This window comes from Collinsella sp. AF25-2LB (assembly GCF_003458415.1).
GTDB lineage: Bacteria > Actinomycetota > Coriobacteriia > Coriobacteriales > Coriobacteriaceae > Collinsella.
The window spans coordinates 1-16,873 of record NZ_QRUF01000001.1 but is presented as its reverse complement, the minus strand read 5'-3'; the positions used below and the strand labels follow the sequence as shown (position 1 = coordinate 16,873).

Genomic DNA, 16,873 nt, shown 5'->3' with positions numbered 1-16,873 from the left:
ACGACTGTCACGCGAGCCATGTGCGCAATATCCGTTGGGCAGTCGTCTCCCTTGCACCAATAGCTTGACAAGGACTGTCCCCAAGTGCCGGCAGAAAAGGAACGTCCCTAAGTGCCAACCAGGGCAACACCGCAGATAGAGGACGGACAGCGAGCGACGTCCAGGGCGAACAAGTTGGCATGAAAAAGGCAAGGCATAGACCTTCTGGTCATGCCTTGCCTTTTGAATGACAAATTGTCGCCCTGGGCGGCGCGCAGCGTCAACTGGTTACGCGGGTTGGTAAACCCGCGTAACCCCCTAGTACATCTTTGCGCCGGCAGGGATGGAATCGTCGAGCTGGATCAGGTTGAGACGCTCCTCGCCCTCCTCCTCGTGGATGGCACTGATGAGCATGCCACAGCTGGGGATGCCCATCATCTTGCGCGGAGGCAGGTTGGTGATGGCGAGTAGGGTCTTGCCGACCAGGTCCTCGGGCTCGTAATAATCGTGAATGCCGGAGAGGATGGTGCGGTCGGTGCCGGTGCCGTCATCGAGCGTAAAGTTCAGCAGCTTCTTGGACTTCTTGACGGCCTCGCATGCCTTGACCTTCACGGCGCGGAAGTCGCTCTTGGAGAAGGTATCAAAGTCGACGAACTCCTCAAACAGCGGCTCAACGGCAATCTTGGAATAATCAACCGTGGGCTTAAGCGGCTTGACGAAGGGGCTCGCGGCGTTGCCGGCCTCGGCGGCCTTGGCAGCAGCGGCACCGGACTGGAAACCCTTCTCGGGCTTCATGTGCGGGAACAGCAGCACGTCGCGAATGGAAGCCTGGTTAGTGAGCAGCATGACCACGCGGTCGATACCGATGCCGATGCCGCCCGCGGGAGGCATACCGTACTCGAGGGCGCGCACGTAATCCTCGTCGTACTCCATGGCCTCATCGTCGCCGCCGGCCTTCTCGGCCATCTGGGCGGCGAAGCGCTCGGCCTGGTCGACCGGGTCGTTGAGTTCGGAGAACGCGTTCGCGTACTCGTGGCCGGCGATGACCAGCTCAAAGCGATGGGTCAGGCGCGGGTCATCCTCAAAGCGCTTGGCAAGCGGGCTAACCTCGATGGGGTAATCGCACACGAAGGTGGGGTTGACGATGGTGTCCTCGCCCAGCTCGTCATAGATCTCGGCGATGATCTTGCCGGCGGTCCACTCGGGCTTGATCTCCAGGCCCTTCTCGCGCGCGGCGGCAGCAAGCTCCTCAACCGGCGTGTCGATGGTGACCTGCTTACCAATCACGTCAGAGACGATATCGGTCATGGAACGGCTTGCCCACTCACCGGAAAGGTCGATGGTCTGGCCCTGGTACTCAATAACCTCGGGATTGCCGATAGCCTTGTTAGCGGCCTTAATGACACCCTGGGCGAGCGCCTTCATGCCCTCGAGATCGGAGAAGGCGCGGTAAGCCTCCATCGTGGTGAACTCGGGGTTGTGGGTGAGGTCCATACCCTCGTTGCGGAAGATGCGGCCGATCTCGAAAACGCGCTCAAAGCCGCCGACGATGCAGCGCTTGAGGTGCAGCTCGGTGGCAATACGCAGGTAGCACTCCTGATCGAGCGCGTTGAAGTGCGTGATGAACGGCTTGGCAGTAGCTCCGCCCTGGATGGTCTGCAGGATAGGGGTCTCGACCTCCATGTAGCCATCGGACTCCATAAAGCGGCGGAACGTGGAGAGGATCTGCGAGCGCTTGCGGAAGGTCTCGCGAACGTCGTCGTTGGCGATCAGGTCGACATAGCGCTGACGATAGCGGGTCTCCTTGTCGGAGAGACCGTGAAACTTCTCGGGCAGCGGGCGAACGGCCTTGGACAGCAGCGTCGCGCTCTTGGGGGCAACGGAAAGCTGGCCACGCTTGGTGCGCACGACCACGCCGGTCACGCCAAGGATATCGCCAAGGTCGAGGGCCTTGAGCGTATTCCAGGCGGCCTCGTCCATATCGTTGATGCGGCAGAACAGCTGGATCTCGCCGGTCGCGTCGCGCACGACAATGAACATGATCTTGCCCTGACCGCGCTTGGCGACCACACGGCCGCCGATCTTCACGACGTCCTCGGTGTCCTCGCCATCGGTGAGCTCGGCGTACTTAGTCTCGATGTCGACGACGTAGTCCTCAATCTCGGAGTGCTCGGGATAGGGGTTCTGGCCCGCCTCGAACAGGGCGGCGCGCTTGGCCAGGCGCGTGGCGCGCTCGTCGTTGAGCGTCGATGCCTGCTCGGCGGCGTTCTGGTTCTCTGCCATAGTTAGCTCCTCAAACTAAAACGCTCCCCAGGATTCGGTCCCAGGGAGCGAAAACATACCTTTACGCGGGACCGTGGTCTAGCGTGCGATCTTGGCGATGGTGTAGATGCGGGTCTTGCCGGAAGGCGTAACGACCTCGACGGAGTCGCCCTCGCCGTGACCAATGATGGCGTGGCCGACCGGAGACTCGTTGGAAATCTTGTGCTCGAGCGAGTTGGTCTCGGTGGTACCGACGAGCGTGACTTCCATGACCTCACCGTTGGGATCGATCAGAGAAACGGTGGAACCGATGGAGACGGTCAGATCGCCCGTGGTGGCAGCAACCTGAGCGTTGGCGAGGATGGCCTGAATCTCGGCAATGCGAGCAGCATTCTGGGCCTGCTTGTCCTTGGCGGCGTCGTACTCGGAGTTCTCCGAAAGGTCGCCGAACGCGCGGGCTTCCTTGATGTCCTCGACGATCTCCTTGGCGTAATCGCCCTCACGCCAAGCGAGCTCCTCGACGAGCTTCTGGCGGCCCTCAGCGGTCAGTACGATCTGGCTTGCGTCCATACGGATATCTCCCCAACTATGATGTAACGATCAACTGTCAACAAAACGAAAAAGACCGGCTAGCCTGCGGGCAAGCCGGTCAGGTGCTCACCCCAAAGGGATGGGACTACTCTGCGTCCGCGTCGCTGTCCTCTGCCTGCTTCTTCTTGGCAGCAGCGAGCTTGGCCTCGAGCTCAGCGATCTCCTTGTCCTCCTCGGACTGCTCGACCACGACCTCCTCGGCCTGCTTGGTTTCGCCCTTATCGTCGCCCTCCATACCCTCGCGGATATTCTTGACGGTAGAGCCGAGGGACTTGCCGAGCTTCGGCAGGTTCTTGGGCCCGAAGATAATCAGGACAACAACGAGAATAATGATGAGCTCAGGAGCCCTCAGTCCAAACATGTAGACCTCCACAATACAGCGAGACAAGCTCGAATGAGTATACCGCGGGTGTCGCGGTATCACAACAATAGCTAAAAAAAGGGACCGCAAGAAGCGGTCCCTCCTCATGCTCTGGTCGGGTTGACTGGATTTGAACCAGCGACCCCTGCGTCCCGAACGCAGTGCTCTACCAAACTGAGCCACAACCCGTTAGCTCGACTATAGTAACAAAGATTTCCGCCATGTGCTAGAAAATTTTTTACTTCTTTGGCACTTCGATGCGAACCGCGTTGGAAATCAGCTCCGTTGCGCAGGCCCACCAGCCATTTTGCCGAGCGGATGCCGCGAGATTGGATGCCGTGGCTGCGGTGTCGCAAATGGCAAACGAGCAAGCACCCGACCCGCACACATCCACGGCAATAGTGCCGTCCTGCGCACGCAACCAGTCGAGAACCGTTTGGATTTGAGGCTCCATTTGCGCGGAAATGACGCCCAAATTGTTGTGGATGAGCGTATATGCCGTCTCGGCATCCCCAGCACGCAGGGCCGAAGCGATCGCGCCGGGCTTGTCTGCCGGTACCGGGTTCTCATCAAAACGTCGATAGGCTTCAATTGTTGAAACGCTCGCCTCGCGCGGCTTGACCAGCACAACGGGCGTTGCGGGCAGCGCGGGATACTCGGTTGCCAGCACGTCTCCCCCGCCCACATAGAATGCGGGGCTCGCGTGTAAAAAGAACGGCACATCGGCGCCAATGCCGCGCGCGATGTCATCCAGCGCAGGATCGCTGCGATCGACGCCCCAGAGCTCCGCTAAGGCGACAATGACCGCCGCGGCGTCCGTCGAGGGACCGCCCAGACCAGCACACAGCGGAATGTGCTTCTCGATCGTCACGCAAACGTTGGCCTCCCGACCATAACGCTCGGCCATAGCGGCCGCCGCACGATACGCCGTATTCTTTTGCATGGGAAAGTCGGATGCCGGAACCGTCTGGACGGTCAGCTCCTGCGCCGGGGCGACCGTCACGATATCGGCAAGACCGACGGCTGCCATCAGGGAATCGACCTTGTGGTAGCCGCGGTCGTCACGCTCGGTATGAACCCCCAGGTAGAGGTTGATCTTTGCCGGCGCAGAAAGGGTCAGGGACCAATCGGTCACCGTTAGTGCTCCTCGAGCTGATTGCCGAGCGGGGTAAAGATGTGCTCGCCGCTCTCGGGGTCGAACAGCTCGACCTGGCCGGTGAGGACATCGATATACTGGTAGGACTGGCGCGACTTGCGGCCACGGCGCTCGTCAACCTCGACGATAAAGACGGCGGGGTGAACACTCTTGATGGTGCCCATGCGCTCGACGACGCGGGTGCGGCCCATGTTGGCCTTCACCTTGACGCGATCGCCCACCATATCGGTCAGCTTCTCGTGGATGTCGTCGACGTGATTGACTTCCATCTCTTCCATGAACAGGGCCTCCAGAAGGTGCAATTCAAAAAGGGGATAATACCCCTAAGATAGACAAAACTCTAATACTATAGCACCCTGCTGTCACCATACGCAAGTCGAATCTCTACTTATATGCGTAACCTAAAGGTTGTCAGTGTCCAGAACGATGGTAAAGGGGCCGTCGTTGACGAGGCTGACCTTCATGTCGGCTCCGAAGATGCCGTGCGCCACATGCTCGACGTCTTCGCGCACCAGCGCCAGGAAGTACTCATAGAGCTCGTTGGCCACATCGGGCGCGCCGGCATCCGTAAAGGACGGGCGGCGGCCATGACGGCAATCGGCAAACAGCGTGAATTGCGACACCATGAGCACCTCACCGTCGACATCGGCAAGCGCCAGATTGGTCTTGCCGTTCTCGTCCTCGTTAATGCGCAGGCCCCGGAGCTTGCTCCACAGCTTATCGGCCTCGGCGCGTGTATCACCATGGCCCACGCCCAGCAGTACCAGGTAACCGCGGCCAATCTTTCCCACACACTCGCCGTCGACCGTCACGCCGGCATTGAGCACGCGCTGCACCACCGCACGCACGGCCTACTCCTCGCCCGTCAGCTTGGCAGACAGGTGCTCGAGCGCATGGAAGCGATGACTAATGGCGTTCTTCTCGTCCGCCGTGAGCTCGGCCATGGTCTTGCCCGGCGTGTCGAGCGGCAGGAACAGCGGGTCATAGCCAAAGCCATGGTCACCGCGGCCCTCATGCGCGATAACGCCTTCACAGGTGCCCTCGCCATAGGTGACCAGGCCGTCCGTGTCGATAAGCGCGACGACGCTCATAAAACGCGCGGTGCGGTCCTCGTCGGCCACGCCCTCCAGATTCACGAGGAGCTTGGCGTTGTTGGCGGCATCGTCGCCGTGCACGCCCGCATAGCGTGCGCTGTACACGCCCGGCTCACCGTCCAGGGCATCAACGACCAGGCCCGAATCGTCGGCGATGGCCATAAGCCCCGTCTCCTCTACCGCGGCTTGCGCCTTGATGATGGCGTTCTCCAAAAACGTCGTACCGTTTTCCTCGGGGTCCTCAAAATCACCCAGCTGACCCAACGCCACAAAGCGCACCTCAGGCATGACCTTGCCCAGAATGGCCTCGATCTCGGTGAGCTTATGGGCATTGCCCGTTGCCACGACGATGGTCGCTGCCGGGTCGAGGGTGTCGATGTCGATCTTCTCAAGTGCCATGAGTGGTCTCCTTGTCTCTATAGCAATGCCGCGCCGAGGGCGACGAGGGCCTCCGCCTCTCCCCTCTCAATCAACGGCAGTCTTATACTTCGACGTTTTCCCAGATAAAACCTGCCAAAATAAACCTGTCCCTTTTTGGCAGGTTAGGCGAGGGCCTGGCGCTGAAGCTCGATGAGCTCGGCGATGCCCTTGTCGCCCAAGTCGAGCAGGGCGTTGAGACGCTTGCGGTCGAAGGGCGCTTGCTCGCCGGTGCCCTGGAGCTCAATCATCTCGCCGGTGTCGGTAGCGACAAGATTCATGTCGACCTCGGCGTGGCTGTCCTCGGAATAATCCAAGTCGAGCAGGGTGTTGCCGTCGACGACGCCCATGGAAATAGCGGCAACCTGACCGGTAAGCGGAATGCGCTCGATCTTGCCGGCCTCGACCCACATAGCAAGGGCGTCGTGCAGCGCCACCCAGGCACCGGTAATGCTCGCCGTACGCGTGCCGCCATCCGCCTGGATCACATCGCAGTCGACGGTGACGGTGTACTCGCCGAGCGCCTTCATGTTGACGACGGTGCGCAGGCTGCGGCCGATGAGGCGTTCGATCTCCATGGAGCGGCCCTTACGCTTGGCGTACTCGCGCTTGCAACGCTTACCGGTCGATGCCGGCAGCATGGCATACTCTGCGGTTACCCAACCGGCCTTGGCACCCTTGCGCCAGCCCGGCACGCCATCCTCGATGGTGGCGGCGCACAGCACGCGCGTGTCGCCAAACTCTGCCAGGCACGAGCCGTGGGCGTGCTTCATGACGCCGCGGGTGAGCTTAACGGGACGCAGCTCGTTTGCGGCGCGGCCGTTGGCGCGGTTGACCTGCATATATTCCATGGAACTATCCTTTCGGCAAAAGATGTGGCGAAGACTCCGGCGACATTGTGTGCCTAACCGAGTTCGTCGATATCGACATGCTCGATGCTTTTGAGCGGCTGGCCAAAGATAAAGCTGCCCGCCACCGCAAACTCGGCAATGTTGTCGGACGTGGTGGCAAAGCGATGCTGCGGCTCGGCGGTGTTGCCCGCCAGCTGCTCACGGCGCGTGAGGATATCGGTCAGCTCGCGGGTGGTCTCCTCGGCGGAGCTCACCACGCGCACCCCGGGCCCCAACGCATGACGGATGGGGCCCACCAGCAACGGAAAGTGCGTACAGCCGAGCACCACGGTATCGATGCCACGATCGTGCAGTGGCTCGACTGTGGCGTTGACCAGCGCGCGAACGGCTGGCGTATCAAAAATATCCTCGTTCTCGAGCCATTGCTCCTGCAGATGCGCGCCCGAGGCGAGCTCGTGCTCGACAACCTCGACAAAGCTCGAGGCAGGGCAGCCATACACGTCCACGCCGGCATCCAAGTCCTGGATGGCGCGCGTGTAGGCGCCCGAGCGGATGGTGAGGTTGGTGGCGAGCACGCCCACACGGCGCGTGCGGGTGCTGTTGATGGCGGCACGCGCGCCCGGCGCGATTACGCCAATCACGGGGACATCGAGCACCTGCTGAGCCAGGCGAAGCGCCGCTGCCGTCGCCGTATTGCAGGCGATGACCATGATCTTGACGTCGTGTCTCGAAAGCCAGCGCCCCGCCTGTAGCGCAAACGAGCGCACCTCGTCCTCGGTGCGGGTGCCGTAAGGGCAGCGCTTGGTATCGCCAAAGTAGTAGACGGACTCGTGCGGAAGCGCCGTCGCAATCGCGCGCGCAACCGTCAAGCCGCCCAGACCCGAGTCGAACACGCCGATGGGGCGCGTATCACCGGCCAGATTCTCGATATCGGACATTACCTCACCAGATTCTCTCTCGAAAAGATATGGCCAAGCGTAACGGCACTGCGCTATGAACGGGCCGCGACGAGCAGCTCCGCCGTCGCCGCCCAGCCGTCAACGATCCTGCCGCGCGTGACAAAGGCGTTATCGCAGGACGCAAGAAACTCGGACGCGCCGGCGCTGGTCAGACCGTTCTCGACCAGGCAGAACGTGCCCACGTGGTCGGCCATGTAGAAATCAGACTCGGAATCGCCGAGTGCCAGCGTCTCGTCGCGCTCGATGCCCAGATGCTCGCAGAAACGCGCGACCGCCACGCCCTTGTCGAGACCCGACGGATTGATGTTAAAGGCACGACCGTCCTCGACGCGATCGAGCTCGAGGGTCGTCGGCTTGGACAGATGAGTCAAGTGGCCGTTGCAGGCCCAGACCAGACCGCAGCCGGCCTCGTCGAGGATGGCCTGCGCCTCGTCATCGGGAATATCGCCGCGCATGCCGACGGTGACCTCGCGGTACTTATAGCCAGTCGACATGTCGTTGTGGTACTCGATCTTGTGCGGCCAGCGAGCGAGAATCTTCTCGCACACGCCGGTCTGCTCAATCACCTGGTGCGGCGTAAGGCCGCAGGCGGGGTCGTAAGGCATGTCGCCGGTCAGATACTCCCAGTCGTTGGCCTTGAGGTCGTACATGACCAGACCACCCATCTCGCCAATGTAGGAGTTGAGGCCGAGCACGCGGGCATCTTCGTGGATCATGGTGCGGTTGCGACCCGAGGTGGGAATTACCTGGATGCCAGCGCGGGCAAGCGCCACGACGGCCTCGACGAGCTTGGTCGAGGGATTGCCGTCGTTGTCGCGCAGCACGCACGAGCCGGGCGCGAGCATCGTGGCGTCCAGATCGGTAAAGACATACTTGACCTTGGCAAGGCGCTCGCGCATCTCGCCCGAAAGCTCGGCAACGGTCGGCAGGATGTTGTGGGACATGGTCACTCCATTTATTACGTAGAAAAGACTTAATCTTGGTACCGCGTTTTCCCTAAGGTGAACACGCTTGAGAGGCACCGCATCATCGGGCGTCGATGATTCGCAAACGCCATCCCAAAGGCAGCGGCGCTTAGGCGTCGTACGCCGCAAGGATGCGCTTGAGAACCGAGCCATCACGCTCGCAGGGCTCGGGTCCGTTCTTGCGCAGCATGCACTCCTCCTCGCCCTTGCCGGTCACGATAACCACAGCGGGGCGGTCGGTCTCGCGCACGGCCGTCTCGATAGCGGCGGCGCGGTCGCACACGATCTGCCAGCTATCGTTTCCCTGCGCCTGGACATTGCGCGCGATCTCGGCGCAGATGTCCTCGACGTCCTCGGGGCCCGGGTCATCCTCGGTAATCACGATGCGATCGGCGTACTTGCCGGCAGCGATACCCATCGTAGTACGGCGATCGACACCCTTGCCTCCCGTTGCACCAAAGACAACCGCCAGCTCGCGCTCGGGATAGTTCTCGCGCAGGTCGCGCAAAAGCGTCTCGAGGCTCATGCCGTTGTGCGCATAGTCAACGACGCCCAAAATCTTGCCCGATACAGACGGATAGAGCTCCATGCGACCGGGAACAAAGACGCCCTCAAAGCCATGGACGATGCCCTCTTCGGAAATGCCGAGGGCCTCGGCACAGGCAATGGCGGCAAGCGCATTGGACACGTTGAACTTGACGGGCGTGGGGATCACGATGTCACGCGTAAAGCGCGGCGTGCGGACCGTGGCGATCACGCCGCAATCGCCGTTGCGAATGGCCAACGCACGCACGTCGGCGCGTCCATCGGTCAGCGAGAACGTCACCGTGCGCTCGCAGCGGGACGCCGCCTCGAGCACGCGGTCGACGTGGTCCATATCGAGGTTGACCACGGCAAAGCGGCTCTGCGAAAAAATCTTGAGCTTGCTGGCAAAGTAATCCTCGAGCGTGGGGTGCTCGATCGGCGAGATATGGTCCTCACCGATATTGGTAAAGGCGCCCACTTCAAAGTCAATCTTGCCCGTGCGCTCGTATTTGAGGCCCTGGCTCGACGCCTCCATGACCAGCCACGGAGCGCCCGCCTCGGCGGCATGTGCGATACGCGACTGCAAAAGGAAGGACTCGGGGGTCGTTAGCTTAGAAGGACCGACCTCGATACCGTCATCGAACTCGATACCCGTGTTGAGGGCTGGTCGATGACGGCCCGTGAGCTTAGCCTCGTTGGCAAGAATGCCACGCAGATAAAAGCTGCAGGTCGACTTGCCCTTGGTGCCCGTAAAAGCGCAGACCTTCACCTTGCCCGAGGGATGACCGTAATAGGCGTCCGCCACCACAGCGAGCGTACGGCGGATATCGTTGACGATCACAGCGGGAATATCGACGTCGTAATCGACCTCGGACACGTACGCCACGGCGCCTTCGGCAATCGCCGAGACCAGATACTCGGGCTTGAACGCACGGCCCTTGCAGACAAACAATGTACCCGGACGCACCTGGCGCGAGTCGTCGGTCGCAAACTCGATGTGCTGGTCGCATAGAGTATCCGGCTTGGAAACAACAAGGGCCTCGGCCTCGAGCAGCTCCACATAGCGCATCAAAGCCAGCTTCTCCTTCGTCGTACCCGACATATAACGACCTTTCTCGCTAAACCTAACCTTAAAAGCAAAAACCGTCCCAGATGAATCCGGTCGCGCCCCTGTATTATCAACCATCCTAATATGCCACCTGACCTTGCGAGTGTCTCAGCACCCTAAAAACTTGCAAGGACCAGCACACGGTTAATTCGAAATAACAAAACCCCCGCCCTACAAATGCGCGTGATGCGGGAATGACCAGTGAGTCTGTCATGCTCTACAAGGACACGTCGCTGCTTTCGAGCGTCGGCGTCATGGAACTCATGCTGTTCTCCAAAACCTCACGACCACCACGGGCAACATCACACCCTACATTTGCGCCGCACCCTACTATCTGGTTGTGACGATTCCGCTCATCCACGTCGTCACCAAGGTAGAGCACCGCCTTGCCAAGCGCGGCAAGCGCTAGCCCCTCTCGCGCTCTCACACACAGCAATCGTCGTAGCCGCGGCCCGCCGCTTCACCCAACGTGCGGGCCGTGGTTTTTCGGTCCCCTCGGCGCTTATGCCCCATCACGAAGCAAAAGATTGGCATGATAGTAAGGATTGATTGATATCGACTGCTGCAAACCTTGCGGCAGCGCACCTAAGCCGTCAGCAGAAAGGATCTTGCATGTGCGGTTTTGTCGGTTTTACCGGTACAGATGAACAGAGTGAGCTGGTTCTCACGGCCATGATGAATCGCATCATCCATCGCGGGCCGGATATGGGTGGCCAGCACATCGTCGATGACGTCGCCCTCGGCTTCCGCCGTCTTTCGATTCTCGACCTTTCCGAGGCTGGCGCTCAGCCCATGTCGAGCGATGACGGCAAGGTCACCATCGTCTTCAACGGCGAGATCTACAACTTCCAGGAGCTTCGCGCCGAGCTCGAGGCTGCCGGCTACGTCTTCCACTGCAACGCCGACACCGAGGTCCTGGTGCACGGCTACGAGGAGTGGGGCGAGGACCTGGTCAACCGCCTGCGCGGCATGTATGCGTTCGTGATTCACGACCAGAACAGGAACAAGCTCTTCGGCGCCCGTGACATCTTTGGCATCAAGCCGTTCTATTACTACCGGGCCTCCGACGGCTCGCTGCTGTTTGGCTCCGAGATCAAGAGCTTCCTGGACCACCCCAAGTTTGAGAAGGCCGTCAACCGCGACGCGCTGCGTCCCTACCTCACGCTGCAGTTCCCTGCCACGGAGGAGACGTTCTTTAAGGGCGTGTTCAAGCTTGCCCCCGCGCATTGCTTTACGTACGACCTTACGACCAACACTATGGATATCAAGCGCTACTGGAGCTGCGACTTTACCGATGACAACTCCAAGAGCTTCGAGGAGTACGTGGACGAGTGCGACAAGGTCGTGCACGAGAGCGTTGCCGCGCACCGCATCGCCGATGTTAAAGTTGGCTCGTTCCTCTCCGGCGGCGTCGACTCCAGCTACATTGCCGCCTGCCTCATGCCCGACACCACGTATTCCGTCGGCTTTGACTACAAGAACTTCAACGAGACCAACTACGCCGCCGAGCTTTCCGACAAGCTTGGCATTAAGAACGTGCGCAAGATGATCACCGCCGACGAGTTCTTCGACGCGCTACCCGATATCCAGTACCACATGGACGAGCCGCAATCGAACCTCTCCAGCGTGCCGCTGTACTATCTGGCACAGATGGCCGCCGAGGAAGTTACCGTCGTCCTTTCGGGCGAGGGCGCCGACGAGCTGTTTGCCGGCTACGAGTGGTACGAGGACACCCCCGAGATGCGATCCTTCAAGAAGCGCGTGCCGCTCGGCGTGCGCCGTGCCCTGGGCTCGCTCGTTCAGCATCTCCCCTACTTTAAGGGTCACAACTTCCTGACCAAGTGCGCCGAGGTCCCCGAGCGCTGGTACGTGGGCCAGGCAAAGGTGTTCGACCCGTCCGAGGTTGACGAGGTTCTCAAGCCAGCTTACGACACCGGCAAGAACGCCTCCGAAATGTGCGCAGAGTACTACAAGCAGGTCCCCGACTGCTGCGAGCTCTCTAAGAAGCAATATCTGGATATGAACATGTGGCTTCCGGGCGACATCCTGCTCAAGGCAGACAAGATGTGCATGGCGCACTCCCTGGAGCTCCGCGTTCCGTTCCTGGACAAAAAGGTCATGGAGTTCGCCGAGCATATTCCCGCCAACTACCGTGTCAACGAAGAGGGCTGCAAGCTTGTCCTGCGCCACGCCGCCAATCGCACGCTGCCCGATGAGTGGGCAACACGCAAGAAGGTTGGCTTCCCGGTGCCAGTTAAGTTCTGGCTGCGCGAGCAGAAATACTACGACTACGTCAAGGAGTACTTCACCGCACCGTGGTCTGCCGATTTCTTTGACACCGATGCGCTCATGAAGCTGCTCGACGATCACTTTGAGGGCCGCGCGCTCAACCAGCGCAAGATCTATACCACGCTGACGTTCCTCATTTGGTACAAGCGCTTCTTTATCGACGAGAACAAGGGCACCGAAGGCCCCTTGTCTGTTGGCAGGACGGCGGCGCGGAACCATTTACAGACCAGGGAATAGGTGATACTCTGGACGCAGACACAAGGCTCCCAGCCGTCATCAAGAGCAAGACAGTTGCCGCCGTCATAATTGCAGCAGTCATGCACCAGCCGCCGGACGGCTCGGTACTGCTGGTAGGTCAGTCGGGGAATGCCGTTCACCGCTCCACCTCCCGGCGTTTCTGCTGGGTCTGCTCCTGCTGGTGTATGGCAGCATCGGCGTTCCGCTTCACCTGTTGAAGCCGCCGCAAATCGTCTTGGATAGGCTTGTACTGCTCATACTCGGCTGTGTACTCCTGGTGAAGCCTCGCCTGTTCCTGTTCCCACGCATGAACGGGGATTTTACCAGCAGGGGAACGGTGCTTGTCCAGCTTCCGGCGGGCCATGTGGAACGTCCTCAACTCGTTCTCATGCTCCCTCTCGAATTTTTCCCGCTTGCCCTTCCACTTGATACCCTGCAACTCGTCATAGACGGGCTTGGTGTCTCGGTAGAGGTCAACAAGGCGAAGCAGTTCCTTCAATTCGTTCAGACGGTCACGCTTCGCTTTCATGGATGTGTTGATGGCCTCCGTTCGTTCACTCTGGGCGGCGATATGGGTCTCTAAATCTTCCAGCGTAGCGATGCCCCTCTCGGTCAGAAAATTGATGGCCTCGGCAAAACCTTTAAGATTTCCAATCCTGGCGTTGCGGCTCCATGCTCCGGCGTTCCGGCCCTCATAGTAGTCGGTCAGCAGGGCGGCAAGGGTCGGGGCCTGGGGCTTGCTCAATTCTTCTTTTATGGCCTTAATCCAATCCGTCAGGCCGGCGATTTTCTTCCGAATATCCCGCAGAATGTTGTTGGCCTTTTTTATCCAGCGGTTCAGATCGCCCTTGTCGGTGGGGATGCCCTTGGCCTCCATCTGGCGGACGGCCACGCCCTCATGGACGGTGGGCAGCAGGTCAAGGCCCTGACGCTCATAGGAGCGGTGGTCGATGCGGCAGGTCAGCCCCTTTTCCTCAAACTTGGCGTTCACCATAGCGGCCCACGCCTCCCGCCAATGTTCCAGTGTTTCCGGGCTTCCCCAGTCGGTAGTGGGAACAGCGTCAAAGAGGGGCTTGCCGTCCTCTCCCATAATGCGGTTCCCGTCCTCGTCCAGACGGTAGCGGCGGCGCTGCTTGCACCCCCATTTGCCGTCTGGCTCAATGGGCCGGATGGGGCAGAGAACATGAAAGTGCGGGTTAGGAATACCGCCGTCCTCCTTGTCCGGCTGGTGGATGGCAAAGTCGGCAATCATGCCCCGGCCCACAAGCTACTCCGAAACAAATTGCCTTGCAAGAGCGATGTTTTCCTCCAATGAAAACTCGTTCTGCAAGGCAATGTCAAAGCTATATGCAAGCTGGGCTTTCTTGCCGCGCTCGGCCTTCTCCACGGCGTTCCAGAGGGTGGCGCGGTCTTGGTACTGGTTGGGGGCCTGGGGCGGCAGGAGAATGTCTGTGCAGACCACGCCGCCCTTGTGGGTGTAGTCGCTGACCTCGCCATAGTATTCGCTATACAATTTCTCCCCGGCTCGGTAGGCGGCGGACGTGACAACAGACTGTCCCGCGCTCCGTTTGACCTGGGTAACGTGGAGATGGAACAGGGCCAATTATCCGCTTTCCTGCTGGTCAGTGGCTTGGCTCACCAGGGCGGCAACTTCCGGCAGGGAAAAGACCTTTTCCATCAAAAGAAAAAAGGCCCTTTCGCTCATGCCGCGCACCTCCGGGGCGATACTCTCCACCGCTCCGCCACGGGTGATAAGTCGGTGGTTTCGCTTCTTCCTTTCGCCTTGGGTGTAGTAGCGGATGCGGTTCTCATACCGCTGGCCTCTGTGCTGGTACTGCTCCAACTTAGCGGTGGCCTCAGCATACTCTTTCTCTAATTCTTCGCGTGACTTGTCCATCGTGTTTGACCTCCTTCTTGGCAAAACAAAAGACCGTCTACCTGCTGTGTCGGGTAAACGGTCAAGGGTAACGGTATTCGGTTTTAGCCTCGCTGGAAAGGTGCAGACGCAGAGCGGATGTACCTTTCCAGCGAGGGCGCAGGGATAGCCGCAAAGCGGCGCAAGGGGCGCAGCCCCTTGTACGGAGCGGAGCGACGCAAACGGCCCGGACTTTCGGAAGTCCGGGCCGTAGCCTCGCAGAGCGCACGATACATGGTCGCAGACCATGTATAGAAGTGCGCCCTTTGTTCCAAAGGGATTTTATAAGTCCATCATTGATGGGAGAATTTTGTTGAACATATGGCGCACCTTATCAATCCGGGTGTTTGGGCGGCGTGGCTGAAAAACTGGTTCGCCGCTGGCGATTTGATACCCCTTCAATTCTGTTAAACAAACGCTTCTCCCGTTTGTATAAAAGGTGAGGTCATTGCGGTACTCTTGCACACAGCGGGCAGGGATTTCGCCAGTAAAAATCACCTCGCTGTTTTTAACCTGGGTCGTTTCAATACTCGCGCAATATTTTGGTGCGTCATGATAAGCTCTGGAGAGATATTCCTGCGGCGCATAGAGTGTAAAAGAAAGATATGGTTCCAATAGCTGCGTCCCCGCCTTTTTCAACACCTGCTCCAATACAATAGGTGCCAATGACCGAAAGTCTGCGGGAGTGCTGACCGGACTATAATAAAGCCCATACTCAAAACAGATTTTACAGTCCGTTACCTTCCATCCATACACGCCTTGTTCCAGACCGTAGCGGATACCATCCAATACAGCGTTTTGAAAACTCTGATTCAAGTATCCAACGGAAACTTTGCTCTCATACTGCACTCCGGTGCCAAGGGGGAGAGGGGTGACGGACAGCCCGATGGACGCCCAGAATGGATTGGGCGGCACTTCGATATGAATGGTGTGACTTACCGCTTTCAATGGCCTCTCCATATAGATGACGGTAGGTTCTTTTGCAGTTGTGTTGAGCTGATATTTTTCCACCAGAAGATCAGAGATAATTTCCAATTGTACCCGGCCCAAAAAGGAGAGAATGATCTCATGGGTCACAGCGTCTACTTCATAGCGCAGAAGCGGGTCGGTATCCGCAATTTCTGTCAAGGCGTTTAACAAGCGTTCCCTCTGTTCTGGTTTCTCTGGTGCAATTGCTGTCCGCAGCAAAGGGAGAGGATTGTCGCTCCACGTTTCACGGGGCAGCAGCAGTTTGTTTCCCAGCACATCATTCAGCCGCAAACTGTCGCAGGGTACAATGACGATCTCGCCCGCATGGGCAATCTCTGTTCGGACAATCTCACCCTTTGAGGGGATACGCATTTCCGTAATTTTCAGTTTTTCTTTCCCTGCCAAGGCTACGGAATCCCGCAAATGAAGCGTACCGCTATACAACCGCAGATAGGCAAGGCGTTGGCTCTGGTTTGCGTACTCAACTTTGAACACAGTTCCGCACAATTCAGAGCTGTTCTGCCCGGTGGGTGATTGGAATGTATCTGTGACCGCTTCAATGAGTTGTCGGATTCCCAAGTTTACCTTGGCACTGCCATGATAGACCGGAAACAGAGAGACGCTTTGGATTCTCCTGTTTTCCTCCCGCAGAAGTTCTTCTTTGTCCATTGGTTCTCCGGCAATATATTTCTCCAACAATTCATCACAGTCCGCAATCACGGTATCCCAATTCTCCAGCCCCATGTTTTCCATGATGGATATATCCGGGGAAAGCTGCACGTTCTGCTTAATAATCATATTTGCGGAGAGCTTATCTCGGATAGACTGATACACACCTGGCAGGTCAATCCCGTCCTGGTCGATTTTGTTAATAAAGATAACAGTTGGGATTTTCATTACTTGCAGAGCATGAAACAGAATACGGGTCTGCGCCTGAACGCCGTCTTTTGCAGAAACAACCAAAATCGCTCCGTCAAGAATGGCAAGGGAGCGATAGACCTCCGCTAAGAAATCCATATGCCCAGGAGTATCCACAATGTTGACCTTACAATCGTGCCACTGAAAGGAAGTGACCGCCGTTTGAATGGTGATTCCACGCTGCCGCTCTAAAAACATGGTGTCCGTTCTCGTTGTTCCCTGATCCACACTGCCGGGCGCCTCGATTGCTCCGCTGGTATATAACAGGCTCTCCGTC

General features: G+C 58.9%; 14 protein-coding genes, 1 tRNA gene and 2 pseudogenes. 1 reads left to right on the top strand and 16 read right to left on the bottom strand.

Annotated features, from left to right (window positions below):
- Positions 1-297: 297 nt before the first annotated feature.
- From lysS to DWY51_RS00035, 12 genes are all read right to left on the bottom strand, one after another.
- Positions 298-2,262, bottom strand: coding sequence for a lysine--tRNA ligase (gene lysS / locus DWY51_RS00095; RefSeq protein ID WP_117769311.1), 1,965 nt, complete (start codon positions 2,260-2,262; stop codon positions 298-300).
- 78 nt (positions 2,263-2,340) lie between these two features.
- Positions 2,341-2,811, bottom strand: coding sequence for a transcription elongation factor GreA (greA, locus tag DWY51_RS00090; protein WP_117655963.1), 471 nt, complete (start codon positions 2,809-2,811; stop codon positions 2,341-2,343).
- A 106-nt stretch (positions 2,812-2,917) separates the two neighbouring features.
- The gene (tatA, locus tag DWY51_RS00080; RefSeq protein WP_158556872.1) at positions 2,918-3,193 is read right to left on the bottom strand and encodes a twin-arginine translocase TatA/TatE family subunit; all 276 of its coding nucleotides are present in this window, start codon (positions 3,191-3,193) and stop codon (positions 2,918-2,920) included.
- 112 nt (positions 3,194-3,305) lie between these two features.
- Positions 3,306-3,382, bottom strand: a tRNA-Pro gene (locus tag DWY51_RS00075).
- A 49-nt stretch (positions 3,383-3,431) separates the two neighbouring features.
- Positions 3,432-4,328 (bottom strand): 4-(cytidine 5'-diphospho)-2-C-methyl-D-erythritol kinase, encoded by an 897-nt coding sequence (gene ispE / locus DWY51_RS00070; RefSeq protein WP_117769310.1) that lies wholly within the window; start codon positions 4,326-4,328, stop codon positions 3,432-3,434.
- Between the two features lie 2 nt (positions 4,329-4,330).
- Positions 4,331-4,627: a Veg family protein gene (locus tag DWY51_RS00065; protein WP_006234957.1), complete on the bottom strand. Its 297-nt coding sequence runs from the start codon at positions 4,625-4,627 to the stop codon at positions 4,331-4,333.
- A 123-nt stretch (positions 4,628-4,750) separates the two neighbouring features.
- Positions 4,751-5,197, bottom strand: a complete 447-nt coding sequence (gene dtd / locus DWY51_RS00060; protein WP_117769307.1) for a D-aminoacyl-tRNA deacylase — start codon at positions 5,195-5,197, stop codon at positions 4,751-4,753.
- Between the two features lie 3 nt (positions 5,198-5,200).
- The gene (rdgB, locus tag DWY51_RS00055) at positions 5,201-5,842 is read right to left on the bottom strand and encodes an RdgB/HAM1 family non-canonical purine NTP pyrophosphatase (protein WP_117769305.1); all 642 of its coding nucleotides are present in this window, start codon (positions 5,840-5,842) and stop codon (positions 5,201-5,203) included.
- A gap of 143 nt (positions 5,843-5,985) precedes the next feature.
- Positions 5,986-6,711: a ribonuclease PH gene (gene rph, locus DWY51_RS00050; RefSeq protein WP_117769303.1), complete on the bottom strand. Its 726-nt coding sequence runs from the start codon at positions 6,709-6,711 to the stop codon at positions 5,986-5,988.
- A gap of 53 nt (positions 6,712-6,764) precedes the next feature.
- Complete coding sequence (gene murI, locus DWY51_RS00045; protein WP_117769301.1) at positions 6,765-7,649, bottom strand: glutamate racemase; 885 nt, start codon at positions 7,647-7,649, stop codon at positions 6,765-6,767.
- A 53-nt stretch (positions 7,650-7,702) separates the two neighbouring features.
- Entirely contained in the window at positions 7,703-8,614 is a 912-nt protein-coding gene (locus tag DWY51_RS00040) for an HAD family hydrolase (RefSeq protein WP_117769299.1), read from the bottom strand.
- Positions 8,615-8,744: 130 nt separating this feature from the next.
- Positions 8,745-10,262 carry a Mur ligase family protein gene (locus tag DWY51_RS00035; RefSeq protein ID WP_117646049.1) on the bottom strand — a complete coding sequence of 506 codons (1,518 nt, stop codon included), beginning with the start codon at positions 10,260-10,262 and terminating at the stop codon, positions 8,745-8,747.
- A gap of 618 nt (positions 10,263-10,880) precedes the next feature.
- Here DWY51_RS00035 and asnB point away from each other — a divergent pair.
- Positions 10,881-12,794 (top strand): asparagine synthase (glutamine-hydrolyzing), encoded by a 1,914-nt coding sequence (gene asnB / locus DWY51_RS00025; protein WP_233502307.1) that lies wholly within the window; start codon positions 10,881-10,883, stop codon positions 12,792-12,794.
- On the opposite strand, the pseudogene DWY51_RS00020 reads toward asnB, so the two are convergent.
- The 4 genes and pseudogenes from DWY51_RS00020 to tet all read right to left on the bottom strand — a co-directional run.
- Positions 12,743-12,934 (bottom strand): annotated as a pseudogene (locus tag DWY51_RS00020) (cysteine-rich VLP domain-containing protein); the annotation flags it as partial. The gene asnB and the pseudogene DWY51_RS00020 sit on opposite strands and share 52 nt — an antisense overlap.
- Positions 12,931-14,397: pseudogene (gene mobQ, locus DWY51_RS00015) on the bottom strand (MobQ family relaxase). The pseudogenes mobQ and DWY51_RS00020, both read right to left, overlap by 4 nt.
- Positions 14,398-14,691, bottom strand: coding sequence for a DUF3847 domain-containing protein (locus DWY51_RS09465; protein ID WP_021631985.1), 294 nt, complete (start codon positions 14,689-14,691; stop codon positions 14,398-14,400).
- Between the two features lie 300 nt (positions 14,692-14,991).
- Positions 14,992-16,873 (bottom strand): TetM/TetW/TetO/TetS family tetracycline resistance ribosomal protection protein (gene tet, locus DWY51_RS00005; RefSeq protein WP_117769297.1); only part of this gene is annotated, 1,882 nt, incomplete at its 5' end.